Source organism: Pseudomonas sp. Irchel s3h14, from assembly GCF_900187425.1.
GTDB lineage: Bacteria > Pseudomonadota > Gammaproteobacteria > Pseudomonadales > Pseudomonadaceae > Aquipseudomonas.
Genome location: NZ_FYDJ01000007.1, coordinates 1 through 20740 on the forward strand (window position 1 = coordinate 1; position 20740 = coordinate 20740).

Here is a 20740-nt window from a genome sequence, read left to right on the forward strand (position 1 = left end):
CGCCCCATCGAGAGGCCGAGTGGAGGTTCTGCGCAGTGGGCAACCCGGCATGGATGCCGGGTTAGCCGCCCCCGGCCATGGATGGCCGATGGCGGCGGGCCCACGGAGCAGGACCGGAGCGAGGGCATGGCGAGCCTAGGCGAGCCACCGAACGAAAGGGGCAAGAGCCCTTTGGTTACTTTGGGGCTTTTCCAAAGTGACTCGCTGTAAAAGCGAAACCAATAGCAGCCGTTACCGCAGAAATGGATATGTACTGAGCCAAAAGACGCCTTCGCGAGCAAGCCCGCTCCCACATTTGGATTTTCGTTGGCCCTCAGGCCATCGTTTCCTGGTGGCATACATGCTGCCGAGCATCACTGGCAATCAACTGCCTGATCTCTTCAAACAACTCATCCCCCTGCGCCTCCGTGCAGTCCTCGCCATAGCGCTTGCGCAACCCGTAATGGCTAAGAATCAAATGCACATCCGCGTGCAGCCCATGCTGCTTCAAGCAGTTTTCAACGCATTGCAACGGGCAACCATCCAGCGCAAAAATCCGCCGTCCCGAACGTGCCTTGTTGACCAGCGCCGCCACATGCCCGCCGACCCCGACGATGCAGGACATTTCAGCCAGACCGCTGCGATCGAGCCGCACAGCCAGGGTATTGGCCAGTTGGGCGACGTTGGAGCAGCCTGAGCAGGAGTAAATCAGGGGCAAGGTTGAACGGGGCATGAGCGCTCTCCATGGATGGACTTCTTCAGTGTGCAAGGCCGGTGGCATTGCGCATTGACTGCGGTCAATTCCGTCTATTGGAACGCCGCGAGATCCTCTTCGGCAAGGATGCTGATGTTGCGCCGTTCCATCGCGATCAGGCCGCTGTCCACCAGGCGGTGCAAGATCCGCGAAAAGGTTTCCGGCTGGATACCCAACTTCGAGGCCACCAGGCGTTTGGACACCTGCAAGACAATCAAGCCGCTGACCGGGTTGCGTTCCTGGAACAGGAAATTGATCACCCGCCGACTCGCACTGGCCATGGTCAACGTGTCGATGTCGCGCAGACGCAGGTGCAGGTGCACGCTCATGCTCGCCAGGATCGCCAGGCAAACTTTCGGCTGGTCTTCGAGGGCGTTGCGGTAATGGCTGCCCTCGATACTCACCAGCACGCTGTCCTTCAGCGCCGTGGCACTGACCGGGTAGAGACGGGCCTGGCTGAACAGCAAGGCTTCGGCAAACGTCTGGCCGGGCTGAATGATCTCCACCAGGTTTTCCTGGCCTTCGCCGGTAAGCCGGTACAACTTGATCTGGCCGCTGACCAGCAGGAAAAAGCGCTTGGCCGGGTCCCCTTGGTGCATGAGTGTGCTGTGACAGGCCAGGCGCTTGAGCATCGCCAGGCCGCAGACTTCCTCGAAGATTTTCTCCGGTAGCTGGCTGAACAGATGGTGACGACGCAACGTTAAAACGATGGAAGGGTGGGTCAGCATGGCGTACCTCCGCTGACGCTCATAGTAGAGAGCGCCGGCCGGATGACCTATGCCTCTGCCGGCCTACCTCCAAAGAGGCATGCCCCTCAGCCCGCATTGCGCAAGTGCTCCATGGCCCACACCGCCGCTTCGACCCGCGAGCGCAAACCGAGTTTGTGCAGCAGGTTTTTCACGTGAACCTTGACCGTGCCTTCGGTGATGCCCAGCTTGTGCCCGATGACTTTGTTGCTGAAGCCGCTGGCGATGGTTTTCAGCACCTGACGTTCACGCTCGGTCAGTTCCACCACGGTCTGGCGCTGCGGTGAGCGCAGTGCCTGGGCCATGACTTGGGTCAGCCCCGGGCTGATCACCAATTCGCCGTTCAAGGCATTGCGGATGTACTGAATCAACAGCTCGGGTTCCATGTCCTTGAGCAGGTAGCCGTCTGCATCCAGACGCAACGCGTCGCGAATATCGTCTTCGGCATCCGAGACCGTGAACAGCAGCACCTTGCCGGTGTAGTGCATCGCCCGTAATTGGCGCAGGGTTTCAATGCCATTCATTAGCGGCATGTTGTTATCGAGCAACACCAGATCCGGTTGCAGCGGTTCGATCAGACTGAGTGCTTCTTCTCCGTTGTTGGCTTCACCGACGATCAGGAAATCATCTTCGAGTTCGAGCATCTGGCGGATGCCGTGACGCATCATCGGATGGTCGTCGACCAGCAGGATGGTGTGTTGCAGGGAGGGGTTCATGTGACGCTACCTTCTGTTTGCTGCCCGAGAAACTCCGGTTGGAATTCCAGTTGGACGCGGGTGCCTTGCGGCTCCCTGGAGACTATTTCGAGTTGACCGCGCAAGCTGCGGGCCCGCTCATCCATGATTTTCAGGCCGTGGTGTTCGCGTTGGTCGACGTTGCCGCTGAAGCCGCGCCCGTCGTCTTCGACGATGAGCCTCACGGTTTCACCGTCCGGACGCAGTTGCAGCCAGGCGTTTTGCGCATGGGCGTGGCGCAGGCAGTTGGAGAGCGCCTCGCGGGTGATCTGCAAGATGTGGATTTGCTCGCTGGCCGATAGCTGAAAGGCCAGCGCATCGACGTGCAGGTGCACCTGGAATTCGCCGCGACGGGAGAACTCCTCGGCGGTGTCCTTGAGTTCCTGTACCAGCCCCGCATCGTGAATCTGCAAGCGAAAGGTGGTCAGCAACTCGCGTAACTGGCGGTAGGCATTGTTCAGTCCTTCGCGCAGTTCAGCGGTGACGTTTTCCAGGGTTTCGACCGGTTCGCCACGGCGCATCAGGGTCTGCAGGCGGCTGACTTGCAGCTTCATGTAGGACAGGGCCTGGGCCAGCGAGTCGTGCAGTTCGCGGGCGATGATCGTGCGTTCGTCGAGCAACAGCAGGCGATGATCCTGTTCCCGTTGACGCTTGAGCGAGAGCGAGGTGCCAATCAGGTTGGCCAGGGCCTGGATCAGTTGGGTTTCCCAGGCTTGGGTTGGATGTCCGTCGACAAAATGCGCCTTGAGTTCACCCAGTTCACTGCCCTGGTTGCTGATGCTGAACGTTTGAGGACTGGCTTTATGGTGCTTCTGACACGTGGCGCAATCGCTGCTGGCGCAGACTTCGCGGATGTTCGCGCCATGCAGGGCGAGCAACTGCTGGGCCGGTGCCTGCATTTGTCCTTGCAGACACAGCGACAGGCGCAAGCCGGGCAGGCGTTGCTGGAAGCGTCGAATCAACTCATCCAGACCTTCGGCATTGGCCAGGCGTGTGGCCAGGCTTCGGCTGCTTTGGTACAGCAACTCGAGGGCGGCATTGGCTTGTTGCAGGTTCAGGGTTTTTTGCTGGACCTGACTCTCAAGCGTGCGATGCGAGTCTTCGATCGTCTCGGCCATGGCGTTGAAGCTCATGGCCAACTGGCCCAGTTCGTCGTGGGACTGATGGTTGACCCGCACCTTGAAATCGCCGCGACGGAAGCGCTGGGTCGCGTCCACCAACTCTTTCAAGGGCATGACGACCCCGTACTGCAATTCGTAGAGCCCAATCAGCAGGACGAACAGGGTGGTGAACAAGGCGAGGCCCTGGATCACCTGTTGCCAACCTTGCTTCTGTTCGCTTTGACGCTGCAACAGGTTGACGAACTGGTTCAGTTGTTCAATGAAGGGCAGAGCCTGGACCTGAAAATAGGCGGCATCGCCACGCTCCAGTGCCGGGCGCAAATCCTCATTCCAGTGTTGCTGGATTTGCCCGTAGCTGATTTGCAGCGCGGCGGTCGGGCCATCTTCCAGCACTGCCTTGAGTGACTGGCTGTTGAGGCGGGTTTGCAGGCTGTCGCTGATGGCGATGATTTCTTCGCCGGTTGCACCCGCGGCCAGTTTCCAGCTCAGGTGGTAAGTCTCCATGCGCACCGAGCCTGCGGTGTTGATGGCGGCCGCATCGCCTTGGCTGAACCAGGCGATCAGTCCGGCGCTCAACGAACTGGCGAGGGCGAGCACGGCGATCAGGATCACCGCCAGCCCGGCGCGAGCGGGCAGGGAACTGCGCAACCAGCGCACCATCAGCGCAGGTCCGGGAAAAAATCAGGAAAACCGAGCATGTGCAGCTCCAGGATGGGTTTTGCCGCCGATCCCGGGCGCGCTACCTCTAAAGAGTTGTCGACTGATCCTTGTCAGCAAAAACCTTGGCGGAAAACCCTAAGACGCTGATAAACCGATGGTTTTAGGGTTTTCCTGCACTACCTCCTTAGAGGTAGACCGCACAAGCATAGGCCTATGCCCATATGGGCTTCGTTGACATGGATCAAGTTTTTGCGGGGTTGGCCTCTCTAGTCTGCCGCCATGGCTAATTGATTGGAGAGCATTTGTGAACCAACCGCGTGTACGACAAGGCTTGGTGCTGGGCATGAGCACGCTGGCCTTCACTGTCTGTTTCATGGTCTGGATGATGTTTGCCGTGCTCGGGGTGCCGATCAAGGACCTTCTCCAGCTCAACGAAACCCAGTTCGGCCTGCTGGCCGCGACCCCGGTGCTGACCGGCTCGCTGGTGCGGTTGCCGCTGGGTCTGCTGACCGACCGCTTTGGCGGGCGCAGCGTGTTCTTCCTGCTGATGCTGGCCTGCGTGGCGCCGCTGTACCTGATCAGTCACGCCACCGCCTACTGGCAGTTCCTGGTGCTGGGCTTGTTCGTCGGCCTGGCCGGCGGCTCGTTCTCGGTCGGGATTGCCTACGTCGCCAAATGGTTCGACAAAGAGAATCAGGGCTTCGCGATGGGCATCTTCGGCGCCGGTAACGCCGGGGCCGCAGTCACCAAGTTTCTCGCCCCGGCGCTGATCGCTGCCGGCAGCTGGCAGTTGGTGCCGAAAGTCTTCAGCGCGATCCTCTTTATTACTGCGCTGTTGTTCTGGTTCCTCAGCGCTGAAAACAAGGACCACCGCAGTGCCAGCGGCGCCACCTTGCGTGAGCAGTTGAGCTCGCTGAAGGACCCGGCGGTGTGGCGCTACTGCCAGTACTACTCGATCGTTTTCGGTGGTTATGTCGCCCTCGCGCTGTGGATGACCAAGTACTACGTGCAGGAATACGGTTTCAGCCTGCAAAGCGCGGCGCTGCTGGCGGCCTGTTTTTCCCTGCCCGGCGGCGTGCTGCGTGCGGTCGGCGGCTGGATGTCGGATCGCTGGGGGGCGCAAAGCGTGACCTGGTGGGTGTTGTGGGTCAGCTGGATCTGCCTGTTCCTGCTCTCGTATCCCCAAACCCAGCTGCAAGTGCAAACGATCAATGGCCCGGTGGATTTCCACATCGGCCTCAATCCCGCGCTGTTCACCGTCCTGCTGTTCGTCATGGGCATCGCCTTCGCGTTCGGCAAGGCCTCGGTCTTCAAGTACATCGCCAACGACTACCCGAAAAACATGGGCGCGGTGTCCGGCATCGTCGGCCTCGCCGGTGGCCTGGGCGGTTTCGTGCTGCCGATCCTGTTCGGCGCCCTGGTGGACCTCACCGGCGTGCGCTCTTCCTGCTTCATGTTGATGTACGGCGTGGTCTGGGTCTCCCTCACCTGGATGTACTTCAGCGAAATACGCAAAAGCGCGGTGCTGGGTAAAGCACCGCTGCTGACTCCGTCCCCGATTTCCAGCATTGCCCTAGGAGAAGAACATGTCCGTTCTGCAAAAGCCTGACAAAGGCCCGGTCATTCATGACTGGCGCCCCGAGGACCCAGCATTCTGGGGAAGTAGTGGCAAACAGACCGCCACGCGCAACTTGTGGATTTCCATTCCTGCGCTGCTGTTGGCCTTTGCGGTGTGGATGGTCTGGAGCACGGTGATCGTGCGTTTGAACGCCATCGGCTTCAGCTTCACCACCGACCAGTTGTTCTGGCTGGCGGCATTGCCGGGGCTGTCCGGGGCGACCTTGCGCGTTTTCTATTCCTTTATGGTGCCGATCTTCGGCGGCCGTCGCTGGACCGCCCTGAGCACCGCGTCGCTGTTGTTGCCCTCGATCTGGATGGGCTTCGCCGTGCAGGACCCGAGCACCTCCTACAGTGTGTTCGTGTTGATTGCCTTGCTCTGCGGTTTTGGTGGCGGCAACTTCGCCTCGAGCATGTCCAACATCAGCTTCTTCTATCCCAAGTCGCAGCAGGGCACGGCCCTTGGCCTCAACGCCGGGCTGGGTAACCTGGGCGTCTCGGTGATGCAGTTCTGTGTACCGCTGGTGATTACCTTCGGTGTGTTCGGTTTCATGGGCGGCTCGCCGCAAGCGTTGCCGGATGGCGGCCAGTTGTGGTTGCAGAACGCCGGCTTCATCTGGGTGCCGTTCATTGTCTTGGTGACGGTGCTGGCCTGGTTCGGCATGAATGACCTGTCCAGTGCCCGCGCTTCCTTCAGCGAGCAGGCCGTCATCTTCAAACGCAAACACAACTGGCTGATGTGCTGGTTGTACCTGGCGACCTTCGGTTCGTTCATCGGTTTCTCCGCCGCGTTTCCGCTGCTGATCAAAACCTCGTTCCCGGATGTCATCGCGTTGAAATTCGCCTTCCTCGGCCCGTTGGTCGGTGCGCTGGTACGCCCATTGGGCGGCTGGCTGGCGGACAAGCTCGGCGGCGCGAAAGTGACCTTGTGGAACTTCGTGGCGATGATCGTGATGGTCTTCGGCGTCATGCACTTCCTGCCGCAGAACGGTGGGCCCGGCAACTTCTACGGCTATCTCGGCATGTTCATGCTGCTGTTCATTACCACTGGCATCGGCAACGGCTCCACCTTCCGCATGATCCCGGTGATCTTCCGCACCCAGCACGAAAAAGCCTCGGCCGGCAAACCACCGGCAGTACGCGAACAAGCCTTGAAAAACGCCGGCAAGGAATCCGCTGCGGTCCTGGGCTTCAGTTCGGCCATGGGCGCCTTCGGTGCGTTCTTCATTCCCAAATCCTTCGGCTCTTCGATGGCCCTGACCGGCGGCCCGGAGATGGCCTTCTACATGTTCGTCGGCTTTTACCTGAGCTGCATCGTCGTGACGTGGTGGTGGTACGCGCGCAAAGGCGCAGCGACTCCCTGCTAAGACGACCCGAATCCAACCATTGCGTGGGCGGGGCACAGAACCCCGCAGCAAGCCTGAGAGGACTACACCGTGAGTCATTTACTGGATCAACTGAAGTTTTTCAATCGCAAGCAAAACGAGTTTTCCGACGGTCATGGCGAGACCCGCAAAGAGTCTCGCGACTGGGAGAACGTCTACCGTTCGCGCTGGCAGTACGACAAGATCGTGCGGTCCACCCACGGGGTGAACTGCACCGGTTCCTGCTCGTGGAAGATCTACGTCAAGAACGGCCTGATCACCTGGGAAACCCAGCAGACCGACTATCCGCGTACCCGTAACGATCTGCCGAACCATGAGCCCCGTGGCTGCCCGCGTGGTGCCAGTTACAGCTGGTACATCTACAGCGCCAACCGGCTCAAGTACCCGAAAATCCGCAAGCCGTTGCTCAAGCTCTGGCGCGATGCGCGGCAGACCATGGCGCCGGTGGAAGCCTGGGCCAGCATCGTCGAGGACAAGGCCAAGGCCGACTCCTATAAAAGCAAACGCGGCATGGGTGGCTTCATTCGCTCCAACTGGGAGGAAGTCAACGAGATCATCGCTGCCGCCAACGTCTATACGATCAAGCAATACGGCCCTGACCGGATCGTCGGTTTCTCGCCGATCCCGGCCATGTCGATGGTCAGCTATGCCGCGGGTTCGCGTTACCTGTCGCTGATCGGTGGCGCCTGCCTGAGCTTCTACGACTGGTACTGCGACTTGCCACCGGCCTCGCCGATGGTCTGGGGCGAGCAGACCGACGTGCCGGAATCGGCCGACTGGTACAACTCCAACTACATCATTGCCTGGGGCTCCAACGTCCCGCAGACCCGTACTCCCGACGCGCACTTCTTTACCGAAGTCCGTTACAAGGGCACCAAGACCGTCGCGATCACTCCGGACTACTCGGAAGTCGCCAAGCTCACCGACCTGTGGCTGAACCCTAAACAAGGCACCGATGCGGCGCTGGCCCAGGCGTTCAACCATGTGATCTTCAAAGAATTCCACCTGGACAAACCGAGCGCCTATTTCACCGACTACGCCAAGCGCTTCACCGATTTGCCGGTGCTGGTGCTGCTCAAGCAAATGGTCGACAAGGCACCGGGCGCCGGTTACCAGCCGGACCGCTTCCTGCGCGCCAGTGACCTGACCGACAACCTCGGCCAGGAAAACAACCCGGAATGGAAAACCATCGCCCTCGATGTCAGCGGCGAACTGGTGTCCCCTCAGGGCTCCATCGGTTATCGCTGGGGCGAGAAGGGCAAGTGGAACATCCTGCCTCGTGAAGGCGGCGAAGGCCGTGAGATCGATCTGAAACTGAGCCTGATCGGCGATGACGTTGCCGAAGTGGCGTTCCCGTATTTTGCCGGCGAGTCCCACGAGCACTTCCAGCACGTGGCCGGCGATGCCGTGCAATACCGCCGAGTGCCGGTGCATAACGTGGTGCTGGCGGACGGCAGCGTGGCCAAAGTCGCCACCGTGTTCGACCTGTCGGCCGCCAACCTGGCGATCGATCGCGGCCTCGGCGGCGACAACGTAGCCAAGGATTACGACGACGCCTCGGTGCCTGGCACCCCGGCGTGGCAGGAGCAGATCACCGGCGTCAGCCGCGAGAAAGCCATCCAGATTGCCCGTGAGTTCGCCGACAACGCCGACAAGACCAAGGGTCGCTCGATGATCATCGTCGGCGCGGCGATGAACCACTGGTACCACATGGACATGAACTACCGCGGGCTGATCAACATGCTCATGCTCTGCGGGTGTGTCGGTCAGACCGGTGGCGGTTGGGCGCACTATGTGGGTCAGGAAAAACTCCGTCCGCAATGCGGCTGGCTGCCATTGGCGTTCGGCCTGGACTGGAACCGTCCGCCTCGCCAAATGAACGGCACCAGCTTCTTCTACGCCCACAGTTCGCAGTGGCGCCACGAGAAGATGAGCATGCACGACGTGCTCTCGCCATTGGCCGACAAATCGCAATTCCCTGAGCATGCGCTGGACTACAACATCCGCGCCGAACGTGCCGGCTGGTTGCCCAGCGCACCGCAACTCAACACTAACCCTTTGCACATTTGCCGTGATGCGGCTGCGGCCGGCATGGACCCGAAAGACTACGTGGTCAAGTCGCTGCAGGACGGTTCGCTGCGCTTCTCCTGCGAACAGCCGGACAGCCCGGTCAACTTCCCGCGCAACATGTTCATCTGGCGTTCCAACCTGCTGGGCTCCTCGGGCAAGGGCCACGAGTACATGCTCAAGTACCTGCTGGGCACCAAAAACGGGGTGATGAACGAAGACATCGGCCAGGTCGGCGACTGCAAACCCGAAGAAGCCGAATGGGTGGACGAGGGCGCCATCGGCAAGCTCGATCTGGTCACCACGCTGGACTTCCGCATGTCCTCGACCTGCGTCTATTCCGACATCGTGTTGCCGACGGCAACCTGGTACGAAAAAGACGACATGAACACCTCGGACATGCACCCGTTCATTCACCCGTTGTCGGCCGCCATCGACCCGGCATGGGAATCGCGTTCCGACTGGGAAATCTACAAAGGCATCGCCAAGGCGTTTTCCAGCATGTCCGAAGGGCATCTGGGCGTTGAAAAGGATCTGGTGACCATCCCGTTGATGCACGACAGCGTCGGCGAACTGGCCCAACCGTTTGGCGGCACCGACTGGAAAAGCGACGGCGTGGCACCGGTGCCGGGCAAGAACGCACCGAACCTGCATGTGGTGGAGCGTGACTACCCGAACATCTACAAGCAGTTCTCGTCCCTCGGGCCATTGCTGGAGAAACATGGCAACGGCGGCAAAGGCATCAACTGGAACACCGAAGACGAAGTGAAATTCCTCGGTGAACTCAATCACAAAGAAGGCGATGCCGGTATTAGCCAGGGTCGGCCGAAAATCGACACGGCGATCGATGCCGCTGAAGTGATCCTGTCCCTGGCCCCGGAAACCAACGGCCAGGTCGCTGTGAAAGCCTGGGCCGCGCTGTCGGAGTTCACCGGCATCGACCACAGCCACCTGGCGCTGTCCAAGGCCCACGAGGCCATCCGTTTCCGCGACATTCAGGCACAGCCGCGCAAGATCATTTCCAGCCCGACCTGGTCGGGTCTCGAAGACGATCACGTCAGCTACAACGCCGGCTACACCAACGTTCACGAAGGGATCCCATGGCGCACCATCACCGGTCGCCAGCAGTTCTACCAGGATCACCCGTGGATGCAGGCGTTCGGCGAGCAATTGATGAGTTATCGGCCGCCCGTCAACACCCGCACCATCGAAGGGGTGAAAGGCAAGCGCAGTAACGGCCACAAGGAAATCGTCCTGAACTGGATCACTCCGCACCAGAAATGGGGCATCCACAGCACCTACAGCGACAACCTGCTGATGCTCACCCTCAGCCGTGGCGGGCCAATTGTCTGGCTCTCGGAGAACGACGCGAAAAGCGCCGACATCGAGGACAACGACTGGATCGAGTGCTTCAACGTCAACGGTGCACTGACTGCCCGGGCGGTGGTCAGCCAGCGCGTCAAGGACGGCATGGTGATGATGTATCACGCACAGGAACGGATCGTGAACGTGCCCGGTTCGGAAACCACCAAGACGCGTGGCGGCCACCACAACTCGGTCACCCGGGTTGTGCTCAAACCGACCCACATGATCGGCGGCTATGCCCAGCAGGCCTACGGTTTCAACTATTACGGCACGGTCGGTTGCAACCGCGATGAATTCGTCGTGGTGCGCAAAATGTCCAAAGTCGACTGGCTCGATGGTTCAAGTGGCGATGACCTGCCGCGTCCACTGCCGACCGATATCGAGGAGAACTGAGATGAAGATTCGCTCACAAATCGGCATGGTTCTGAACCTGGACAAGTGCATCGGTTGCCACACCTGTTCCATCACCTGCAAAAACGTCTGGACCAGCCGCGAAGGCATGGAATACGCGTGGTTCAACAACGTCGAATCGAAACCCGGGATCGGCTACCCGAAAGAATGGGAAAACCAGGACAAGTGGAAGGGCGGCTGGATCCGCAATGCCAACGGCACGATCAACCCGCGCATCGGCGGTAAATTCCGCGTGTTGGCGAACATTTTCGCCAACCCGGATCTGCCGAGCCTCGACGATTACTACGAACCGTTCGACTTCGATTACCAGCACCTGCACACCGCACCACTGGGTGAGCATCAGCCCACTGCACGTCCGCGTTCGCTGATCTCCGGCAAGCGCATGGAGAAAATCGAGTGGGGCCCGAACTGGGAAGAAATCCTCGGCACCGAATTCGCCAAGCGTCGCAAGGACAAGAACTTCGACAAGATCCAGGCGGACATTTACGGCGAGTACGAAAACACCTTCATGATGTATTTGCCGCGCCTGTGCGAGCACTGCCTCAACCCGACGTGCGCAGCGGCTTGCCCGAGCGGGGCGATCTACAAGCGTGAAGAAGACGGCATCGTCCTGATCGACCAGGAAAAATGCCGTGGCTGGCGGATGTGCATCAGCGGCTGCCCTTATAAGAAGATCTATTTCAACTGGAAGAGCGGCAAGTCCGAGAAATGCATCTTCTGCTACCCGCGTATCGAAGCCGGGATGCCGACCGTTTGCGCAGAAACCTGCGTCGGGCGCATTCGCTACCTCGGTGTGTTGCTGTATGACGCCGACCGCATCAGCGAAGTGGCGAGCACCGCCAATGAGCAGGACCTGTACGAGAAACAACTGGAGATCTTCCTCGATCCGAACGATCCGGCGGTGATTCGTCAGGCCTTGGCCGATGGCGTGCCGCAGTCGGTGATCGACTCGGCCCAACGTTCGCCGGTCTACAAAATGGCCGTGGACTGGAAACTCGCACTGCCGCTCCACCCGGAATACCGCACCTTGCCGATGGTTTGGTACGTACCGCCACTGTCGCCGATCCAGAACGCCGCCACTGCCGGCACCGTTGGCATGAACGGGGTGATCCCGGACGTCGACAGCCTGCGTATTCCACTGAAGTACCTGGCCAACCTGCTGACGGCGGGCGATGAAAAACCGGTCAAGCGTGCGCTTAAACGCTTGCTGGCGATGCGCGCCTACAAACGTTCCGAGCAAGTCGATGGCGTTCAGGACCTGCAAGTTCTGAAGGATGTCGGTTTGAGTGTGGCCCAGGTCGAGGAGATGTATCGCTACCTGGCGATTGCCAACTACGAAGACCGCTTTGTGGTACCGAGCGCCCACCGTGAAGACGCCATGAGCGATGCCTTCGCCGAACGTTCCGGTTGCGGCTTCAGTTTCGGCAGCGGCTGCAGCGGCAGCTCCGACACCAACATGTTCGGCGCCAAGAAGGCCAACCGTCGCGACATCCTGAAAACCGTCCAGTTGTGGGAGGAATGAGCATGCAAATTCTCAAAGTGATTTCGCTGCTGCTCGACTACCCGACCGAGACGCTAATTAGCGGTCGCGACGAACTGGAGCAAGCGATCATCCAGTCACGGGAAATCAGCCCGACGCAGCGCGGTGCGTTGTTCGAATTGCTCGAGCTGATCTGCGGCAATGACCTGATGGACGGGCAGGAGCACTACGGTGCGCTGTTCGGTCGGGGGCGCTCGCTGTCGCTGCTGTTGTTCGAGCATGTGCACGGTGAATCCCGCGACCGTGGCCAGGCGATGGTCGACATGATGGCGCAATACGAAGAAGCCGGTTTTGCCATCGGCGTCAAAGAGCTGCCCGATTACATCCCGCTGTACCTGGAGTTCCTGTCTACCCGCGAAGACATCGAGGCCCGCGAGGGCCTGGCGGATGTTTCGCACTTGCTGGCCTTGCTCGCCGCACGTCTGGAAGAGCGCGAAAGCGCCTATGCCAGCTGCTTCCGGGCGTTGCTGCAAATTGCCGGGGCCGAGCCGCATCAAGCGGTCGCCGACTTGCGGGCGCAGGTCGCGGCGGAACCTCGCGACGACTCCCTCGAAGCCCTCGACAAGATCTGGGAAGAGGAGGCCGTGGACTTCCTCCAGGCCGAACAGCAGGACCGTTGCAGTTCGCTGTCAAGCGCGCCGGGCAAGGCCCGGGAAGAAAGCGCGGTGCCGTTGCACTGGGTGGATTTTCAGCATGAAGGGTTGGCCGCCGTGCCAGCCAAGGAGGTAGGCAATGTCTAAATGGAACCTGTTGTTGTTCGGGGTCTATCCCTACGTCGCCCTGGCGATTTGCCTGATTGGCAGCTGGGCGCGCTTCGACCTGTCGCAGTACACCTGGAAGGCAGGTTCGAGCCAGATGCTCAATCAGCGCGGTATGCGCGTGGCGAGCAACTTCTTCCACATCGGTGTGTTGTTCGTGCTGGCCGGACACTTTGTCGGCCTGCTGACCCCGGCGTCGATTTATCACCACGTGATCAGCACTGAGAACAAGCAGTTGCTGGCAATGGTTTCAGGCGGGTTCTTCGGCCTGTTGTGCCTGATCGGCCTGCTGATGCTGGTTAACCGGCGGCTCAGCGACCCTCGGGTACGTGCCACCTCCAGTCCTTCGGACATCCTGATTCTGCTGGTGCTGCTCGCGCAATTGCTGCTCGGTCTACTGACCATCGTCGCGTCCACCGGACACATGGACGGCTCGGTCATGGTGATGCTCGCCGATTGGGCGCAGAACACCGTGCTGTTGCGTCCGGTGGAAGCAGCGGCGGCCATCGCGTCGGTCGGGCTGATCTACAAGTTGCACGTATTTCTCGGTTTGACCCTGTTTGTGCTGTTCCCCTTCACCCGTCTCGTACACATGATCAGCGCACCGATCTGGTACCTGGGGCGTCGTTATCAAATCGTTCGTCAGAAGTACTGAGGAGACAATCATGTCAGGTGGATGTGGATGTGGTGGTGGTAACGGCGGCAGCGGTGGCTGCGGTTCTTCAAAAAAAGCGGAGGCCGTTCTAGACATCGCGCCGGTCGCAGAGGCGCAGTTTGAAGCGCTGCCGGTTGAACCCGCAGGGGGCGATGACGCCCCGGCGCAGTTGATCGCCAGCAGTGAACAGGAGTGGCCGATCATCAGCGTCAACGAGGTGTCGATCACTTCGGAGGCGATGGCCCAGGAGCTACAATATCACCCGGCCGAAAGCCGCGAGGAGGCGGTCTACCTGGCCGCCCGGGCGCTGGTGATCCGCGAGTTGTTGCAGCAGCGCATCACCGAGCTCGGTGTGTCGCTGGAGATCGGCGCCGGTGAGAACGAAGAAGAAGCGGCCACGCGCTTGCTCCTCGAACGTGAAGTGCACGTGCCGCAGTGCGATGAGGAAACCAGCCTTCGTTACTACGAAAACAATCGCGGACGCTTCCACAGCGCGCCGTTGCTGGCAGTGCGGCACATCCTGCTCGAATGTGCGCCGGACGATGTCGAGGCGCGCGCCGTTGCGCATGATCAGGCGGAAGTTCTGCTGCAACGACTGGAAGAATTCCCCGGCAGTTTCGCCGAGCTGGCCGTGAAATATTCGGCCTGCCCGTCGAAGGCTCAGGGTGGTTCTTTAGGGCAGATCAGTAAGGGCCAGACCGTGCCCGAACTGGAACGTCAGCTATTCACCCTGGCACCGGGCCTGGCCAGCAAACCGCTGGAAAGTCGCTACGGCTGGCATGTGATCAGTGTCGATCAGCGAATCGAAGGCATGCCGTTGCCCTATGAAGTGGTGTCGACGGCGATCCGCACGCAGTTGCAGCAAGGCGTCTGGCAGAAAGCGCTGGTGCAATACCTGCAAACCCTGATTGGTGCGGCGGATATTCGTGGCATCCACTTGCAGGGCGCCGACTCACCGCTGGTGCAGTGAGCATCGAGGCAAACCGGGAGAAGTGATGAACGCTGTGATGCAGGATGGTTTTGGGCGGCAGATCGATTATCTACGGATGTCGGTGACGGACCGCTGTGATTTTCGCTGTGTGTATTGCATGGCGAAAAACATGACGTTCCTGCCGCGTCAGCAGGTGCTCACGCTGGAGGAGTTGCAGCGTTTGGCGACGCTGTTCGTTGGCCTGGGTGTACGCAAAATCCGTCTAACTGGCGGCGAGCCGCTGATCCGTCCCGGCATTGTCGGGCTGTGCCGCAACATCGCCGCCTTGCCCGGTTTGCGCGAACTGGTGATGACCAGCAACGGCTCGCAACTGGGCCGTCTGGCCCGGCCGTTGGTCGACGCCGGGGTCAAGCGGATGAACATCAGCCTCGATAGCCTGGACGGGCAGAAGTTTCGGGCGATCACCCGCATCGGCGATCTCGACCAGGTGCTCAATGGCATTGAAGCGGCGCGGGACGCGGGGTTCGAGCGGATCAAACTCAACTGCGTGGTGATGAAAGGGCGCAACTTCGATGAAGTCCCGGCGTTGGTGCAGTACGCCATTGACCAGCGCATCGACATCAGTTTTATCGAAGAAATGCCCTTGGGCGACGTCGGTCGTTCCCGGGGCGAATCGTTCTGTTCCAGCGACGAAGTGCGCACGCTGATCGCCAGCCAGCATCGCTTGCTCGACAGCACTGAAAACAGCGGCGGCCCGGCGCGTTATGTGCGTCTGGAGCGCCATCCCGAGACCCGGATCGGTTTTATTTCGCCCAACAGCCACAACTTTTGTGGCAGCTGTAATCGGGTGCGGATGACGGTTGAAGGGAAGCTGTTGCTGTGTCTGGGGCAGGACGATGCCCTGGATTTAAGAGGATTGCTGCGGCGGTATCCGTTGGATGATCAGCCGGTGATCAATGCGGTGCAGAAGGCCTTGCGCGGTAAGCCGCTGCGCCACGATTTCAGCCCTGAAGGGGAGGTGCAGATTGTCAGATTCATGAACATGAGTGGCGGTTGAACTGACCTGCGCATTCTGTAAAACACCGAGAACCAATGTGGGAGCGAGCTTGCTCGCGATAGCGGTAGACCAGTCGACATCACTGTTGAATGTGCTGCAGTCATCGTCGGAACGCCGCCCGGAGCAAGCTCGCTCCCACATTAGATTCTCGCTGGCCTAAGTGTTTTTTATCCGCCCTGCATTTGGGCGTTTTTTTTGCCGGAAAATCTTGATATCGATCAATTGCAGATCAGCACTTTGTCCGTAGCCTTACCGCATGTTGTGTTGATTATTAATTAAACATCTATATGTAGTGTCTGGAGGCCAAATGCAGAGCACGCTGATCGCAGTAGGATGTAACCGCTTGCACAAACGCGATGGCAGTCAGGTCGCCTTCGATGCCGACAAAATCCGTCAGGCATTGATCGCCGCCGGCAAGGCGACGGGGGAGTACGGCGAGGTTGAGGTTGAAGGCTTGCTTCAGGCGGTATTGGCCAGGCTCGAAGGATTGCCAAGACTCCATGTCGAGCAAATCCAGGACCGTGTTGAACGGGTGTTGATGGACGCCGGTTTTTTCCTCGCCATGCGGGCCTACATCGTCTACCGCGAACAGCACGGGCGCTTGCGCCGCGATCGGCGGACCATGGTCGAAGTGGCGACCTCGATGAACGAATACCTTGACCGTGAAGACTGGCGGGTCCAGGCCAACGCCAATCAGGGCTATTCCCTGGGCGGTCTGGTGTTGAACGTGTCGGGCAAGGTTACCGCCAACTACTGGCTGGACGAGGTGTACAGCGAGGCCATCGGTCAGGCTCACCGCGAGGCGGATTTGCATGTGCACGACCTCGACATGCTCGCCGGTTACTGCGCCGGCTGGTCGCTGCGCACCCTGTTGCACGAAGGGCTCAACGGAGTGCCGGGGCGTGTTGAAGCCGGTCCGCCGAAGCACTTGAGCAGTGCCCTGGGGCAGATGGTGAATTTCCTCGGCACCCTGCAAAACGAATGGGCCGGCGCCCAGGCGTTCAGCTCGTTCGACACCTACCTGGCGCCCTATGTGCGCAAGGATCAGCTGAGTTTTCAGGAGGTACGCCAGGCGATCCAGGAGTTCATCTACAACCTCAATGTGCCTTCGCGCTGGGGCACCCAGACGCCGTTCACCAACCTGACTTTCGACTGGGTGTGCCCGCAGGATTTGCGTGAGCAGATACCTGTCATCGGCGGTGAGGAAATGCCGTTTGCCTATGGCGACCTGCAAGTCGAAATGGAGCTGCTCAACCGCGCTTACATCGAGGTGATGCAGGCCGGCGATGCGAAAGGACGGGTGTTCACCTTTCCGATCCCGACCTACAACATCACCCATGACTTTCCGTGGGACAGTGAAAACGCCGACCGCCTGTTCGAGATGACTGCGCGTTACGGCCTGCCGTATTTCCAGAACTTCCTCAATTCGGACTTGCAGCCCAATCAGGTGCGCTCGATGTGCTGCCGTTTGCAGCTGGATGTGCGCGAGTTGCTCAAGCGCGGCGGCGGCTTGTTCGGCTCGGCGGAGCAGACCGGATCGCTCGGCGTCGTCACCATCAACTGTGCGCGGCTGGGCTATGTGTTCAAGGGTGATACCAGCGGTTTGCTGCAGCGCCTGGACACGCTGATGGAATTGGCGATGGAAAGCCTGGAGGTCAAGCGCAAGGTGATTCAGCACCACATGGATGCCGGTTTGTACCCGTACACCAAGCGCTACCTGGGCACCTTGCGCAACCATTTTTCCACCATCGGCCTCAACGGCATGCATGAAATGCTGCGCAATTTCACCGGCGACGAGGAGGGCATGCACACCGAGCACGGCCGGCAGTTTGCCCTGAAGATGCTCGATCATGTGCGTGCCACGTTGCTGCGTTTCCAGGAAGAAACCGGCCACATGTACAACCTGGAAGCGACGCCGGCCGAGGGCACGACCTACCGCTTCGCCAAGGAAGACCTCAAGCGCTACCCCGACATTCTCCAGGCCGGCAGTGTGCAAGCGCCGTATTACACCAACTCCTCGCAACTGCCCGTGGGCTACACCGAAGACCCCTTCGAGGCGCTGGAACTTCAAGACGAGCTGCAATGCAAATACACCGGCGGCACGGTCTTGCACCTGTACATGGCCGAGCGGATTTCTTCGACCGAGGCCTGCAAGCAACTGGTGCGCAAAGCCCTTGGCCGCTTCCGCCTGCCGTACCTGACCGTGACCCCGACGTTCTCCATCTGCCCGGTGCACGGCTACCTCGATGGCGAGCACGAGTTCTGCCCCAAGTGCGACGAAGCACTGCTGCTGCAAGAACAGAAACTCGGCACCGTTCATTGATTTCGATCCACTCAACTGCAAGGAGCTTCACCATGACTGCATCGCAAACATTGCCCCAGGCTAAACGTCAACGCTGCGAAGTCTGGACTCGCGTAATGGGCTATCACCGCCCTGTGTCGGCGTTCAATCCGGGTAAACAGTCGGAGCACCGCGAGCGGGTGCACTTCACTGAAGGCGCGGCATTGGCCGGGCGCCAATGAGTCGAACGCTTCGGGTCGGGGGCATGGTGCCCCTGACCACTATCGACTATCCGGGACAGCTCGCCTGCGTGCTGTTTTGCCAGGGTTGCGCCTGGCGTTGTCGTTACTGCCACAACCCGCAGTTGATCCCGCCTCGTGGCACAGACGAGGTGGATTGGCGGCGGGTGTTGGCGTTTCTGCAACGGCGTCAGGACCTGCTCGATGCGGTGGTGTTCAGTGGCGGAGAGCCCACCTTGCAGGACGGTTTGCTCGGTGCCATGGATGAGGTGCGGGCGATGGGATTTCGCATCGGTTTGCACAGCGCCGGGATCAAACCCGCCGCGTTCGCCAAGGCACTGACCGGGGCCGATTGGGTCGGTTTCGATGTCAAGGCGTTGCCCGAAGATTGCCAGGCGATCACCCGGGTCGAGGGCAGCGGAACCGCCAACTGGCGCAGCCTTGAGCATCTGCTGGCCAGCGGTGTCGACTACGAATGTCGCACCACCGTGCATTGGCATCTGTTCGAGCCGGCGCGTCTGCTGATCCTCGCCAAGCGCTTGAGCGAACTCGGTGTCAAACGCTTCGCCGTGCAGTTGGTTCGCACTGAGCGGATGTTCGATCCGCTGCTGCCGAGTGTTTCGGCACAAGCCTTGCTTCCTGAACTGTGGGAAGCCATGCGCGAGTTGTTTCCAGCCTTCGTATTACGGGGGTAACCGGGGCTGGGGTTTTACGTTTAGCGGTGACATCCATCATTAGGTTTTCAAATGCGCTGCCAATCGGCAGGTATCAAACTGGGAGCATTTGATATGGCCAAATTAACGACAGCACAACGTATCGTCATCGGCTTTGCAATCGCGCCGTTGGCATTGATGGGCATGGCGTTTTACGCGTTGCACGATCTGGCAACGCTCAAGGAGCAGGCGGTAGTCATCGTCAAGCAGGACTGGCCGAAGATCGATCCGATCATGGTCATTGCCACCGGCGTGCGCGATAACGCCAGGAACACCCGTGATTTGCTGATCGATAAAGACAATCAGCAAGTTCAGCAGTCAATCGACGCCACCAAGAAACGGATTACTCAGGCACTCGAAACGCTTGAGCCGTTGTTCTATTTGCCCGAGGGCAAAACCGCTTATGCCGCGCTGAAGAAGAATCGCGAAGCCTACGTGGCGGCGTTCACTCAAGTGCAGGTGTTGATCCGGCAAGGGGCCTTCGATGACGCCATGGCACAGCTGAAACAAAAGGTCGTGCCGGCCGAACGCGAGGTTTATAGCAGCCTGGATCAGTTGATGGTGCTGCAAGGGAAAATATTCGCCGACCGAGAACAGGCAGCGCAGGAGCTGTACAGCGATGCCCGGCGCAATATGCTTGGATTGTTTGTGTTCTGTGTGGCGTTGGTCATCGCCGCGGCGGTGATCGTCACGCGCAGTGTGACCCGTCCATTGGGCGGCGAGCCGGATGATGCCGCACGGTTTTTGAGTCAGATCGCTCAAGGCGACCTGACGATTCAGGTGCCCGTGAACTCAAGTGTCGGCGGCAGCGTGATGATGAACATGCATCAGATGCAGCAAAGTCTGAATGCCATGGTCAAGCACATCGCGACTTCGGTGGACCAGGTGGCCAGTTCCTCCGAAGAACTGAGTGCGGTCAGCAGCCAGACCAGCAGTAACCTGCAATTGCAGGGGCTGGAGATCGAGCAGGCGGCCACCGCTGTGAACCAGATGACCGCTGCGGTCGATGAAGTGGCGCGCAATGCGGTCAGCACCTCCGAGGCCTCGCGGCAGTCCGAGCAAACCGCGCAGCGCGGGCGTGAACAGGTTCAGGAAACCGTGGTTTCAATCGGCGCACTGGCCGATGGCGTCACCGACACCTCACAACGCATCGAGCAATTGGCGGGCCGGGTGCAGGACATCAGCAAGGTGCTGGACGTGATTCGCAGCATCGCCGAGCAGACTAATCTGCTGGCCCTCAACGCGGCCATTGAAGCGGCCCGTGCCGGTGATGCCGGACGCGGTTTTGCCGTGGTCGCCGATGAAGTGCGCGCTCTGGCGCATCGCACTCAAGAGTCCACCCAGGAGATCGAGCAGATGATTGGCAACATTCGTCTCGATACCGGCCACGCGGTGACGGCCATGCAAAGCAGCAGCAACCTGGTTCGGGCCACCCTTGAAGTGGCGCAACGCTCGGGCGATGCACTGGATGAGATCACCCGGTCAATCTCACAGATCAACGAGCGCAACCTGATGATTGCCAGTGCTACGGAAGAGCAGGCGTTGGTGGCGCGGGAGGTGGATCGCAATCTGATGGGGATTCGCAACTTGTCCGAGCAGGTTTTGCTGGGTGCCCAACATACTCACACCGCGGGTCACGATTTGGCGCAGATGGCCGGGGCGCTGCACCAGACGGTGGCGCGTTTTAAAGTCTAGGTAATTCGGGGTGGTGGTTGTGGATGAGGGCG

Annotated in this window: 16 protein-coding genes and 1 pseudogene; 13 read left to right on the forward strand and 4 right to left on the reverse strand. The window is 60.0% G+C overall.

The features are described 5' to 3' along the window. Nucleotides 1-313: 313 nt before the first annotated feature. The 4 genes from CKW16_RS15290 to CKW16_RS15305 form a co-directional block, all read right to left on the reverse strand. Nucleotides 314-712 carry a putative zinc-binding protein gene (locus tag CKW16_RS15290; protein ID WP_095129103.1) on the reverse strand — a complete coding sequence of 133 codons (399 nt, stop codon included), beginning with the start codon at nt 710-712 and terminating at the stop codon, nt 314-316. 74 nt (nt 713-786) lie between these two features. Then, on the reverse strand, nt 787-1461 hold the full coding sequence (locus tag CKW16_RS15295; RefSeq protein WP_033059073.1) for a Crp/Fnr family transcriptional regulator: 675 nt from the start codon (nt 1459-1461) through the stop codon (nt 787-789). A gap of 86 nt (nt 1462-1547) precedes the next feature. Beyond that, a complete protein-coding gene (gene narL / locus CKW16_RS15300) occupies nt 1548-2195 on the reverse strand; it encodes a two-component system response regulator NarL (RefSeq protein ID WP_046047384.1) in 648 nt (215 codons plus the stop codon). Further along, a complete protein-coding gene (locus CKW16_RS15305; protein WP_095129104.1) occupies nt 2192-3994 on the reverse strand; it encodes a histidine kinase in 1803 nt (600 codons plus the stop codon). The genes narL and CKW16_RS15305 overlap by 4 nt, the downstream gene beginning before the upstream one ends. 304 nt (nt 3995-4298) lie before the next feature. Here CKW16_RS15305 and CKW16_RS15310 point away from each other — a divergent pair, with 304 nt between their 5' ends. The 13 genes and pseudogenes from CKW16_RS15310 to CKW16_RS32850 all read left to right on the forward strand — a co-directional run bounded on the left by CKW16_RS15310 (nt 4299) and on the right by CKW16_RS32850 (nt 20708). Next, nucleotides 4299-5603 (forward strand): nitrate/nitrite transporter, encoded by a 1305-nt coding sequence (locus CKW16_RS15310; protein WP_095129105.1) that lies wholly within the window; start codon nt 4299-4301, stop codon nt 5601-5603. Next, nucleotides 5581-6978, forward strand: coding sequence for a NarK family nitrate/nitrite MFS transporter (locus CKW16_RS15315; RefSeq protein ID WP_095129106.1), 1398 nt, complete (start codon nt 5581-5583; stop codon nt 6976-6978). Before CKW16_RS15310 ends, CKW16_RS15315 begins: the two co-directional genes overlap by 23 nt. 69 nt (nt 6979-7047) lie before the next feature. After that, the gene (locus CKW16_RS15320) at nt 7048-10821 is read left to right on the forward strand and encodes a nitrate reductase subunit alpha (protein ID WP_095129107.1); all 3774 of its coding nucleotides are present in this window, start codon (nt 7048-7050) and stop codon (nt 10819-10821) included. A gap of 1 nt (nt 10822) precedes the next feature. Next, nucleotides 10823-12361: a nitrate reductase subunit beta gene (gene narH, locus CKW16_RS15325; RefSeq protein ID WP_033059086.1), complete on the forward strand. Its 1539-nt coding sequence runs from the start codon at nt 10823-10825 to the stop codon at nt 12359-12361. 2 nt (nt 12362-12363) lie between these two features. Further along, nucleotides 12364-13119, forward strand: coding sequence for a nitrate reductase molybdenum cofactor assembly chaperone (gene narJ, locus CKW16_RS15330; protein WP_095129108.1), 756 nt, complete (start codon nt 12364-12366; stop codon nt 13117-13119). Beyond that, entirely contained in the window at nt 13112-13792 is a 681-nt protein-coding gene (narI, locus tag CKW16_RS15335; protein WP_095129109.1) for a respiratory nitrate reductase subunit gamma, read from the forward strand. Before narJ ends, narI begins: the two co-directional genes overlap by 8 nt. Nucleotides 13793-13802: 10 nt before the next feature. Continuing rightward, on the forward strand, nt 13803-14762 hold the full coding sequence (locus tag CKW16_RS15340) for a peptidylprolyl isomerase (protein WP_095129110.1): 960 nt from the start codon (nt 13803-13805) through the stop codon (nt 14760-14762). Nucleotides 14763-14787: 25 nt separating this feature from the next. After that, on the forward strand, nt 14788-15780 hold the full coding sequence (moaA, locus tag CKW16_RS15345) for a GTP 3',8-cyclase MoaA (RefSeq protein WP_095129111.1): 993 nt from the start codon (nt 14788-14790) through the stop codon (nt 15778-15780). A gap of 307 nt (nt 15781-16087) precedes the next feature. Beyond that, a complete protein-coding gene (locus tag CKW16_RS15350; RefSeq protein ID WP_095129112.1) occupies nt 16088-18103 on the forward strand; it encodes a ribonucleoside triphosphate reductase in 2016 nt (671 codons plus the stop codon). Between the two features lie 32 nt (nt 18104-18135). Continuing rightward, a complete protein-coding gene (gene nrdD, locus CKW16_RS15355; RefSeq protein ID WP_095129113.1) occupies nt 18136-18303 on the forward strand; it encodes an anaerobic ribonucleoside-triphosphate reductase in 168 nt (55 codons plus the stop codon). Further along, nucleotides 18300-18995, forward strand: a complete 696-nt coding sequence (locus tag CKW16_RS15360; RefSeq protein ID WP_046052648.1) for an anaerobic ribonucleoside-triphosphate reductase activating protein — start codon at nt 18300-18302, stop codon at nt 18993-18995. The genes nrdD and CKW16_RS15360 overlap by 4 nt, the downstream gene beginning before the upstream one ends. Nucleotides 18996-19088: 93 nt before the next feature. Then, nucleotides 19089-19583, forward strand: a pseudogene (locus CKW16_RS32845) (MCP four helix bundle domain-containing protein); the annotation flags it as partial. Nucleotides 19584-20003: 420 nt separating this feature from the next. Continuing rightward, nucleotides 20004-20708, forward strand: coding sequence for a methyl-accepting chemotaxis protein (locus tag CKW16_RS32850; protein ID WP_371918033.1), 705 nt, complete (start codon nt 20004-20006; stop codon nt 20706-20708). The last annotated feature ends 32 nt before the right edge of the window (nt 20709-20740 follow it).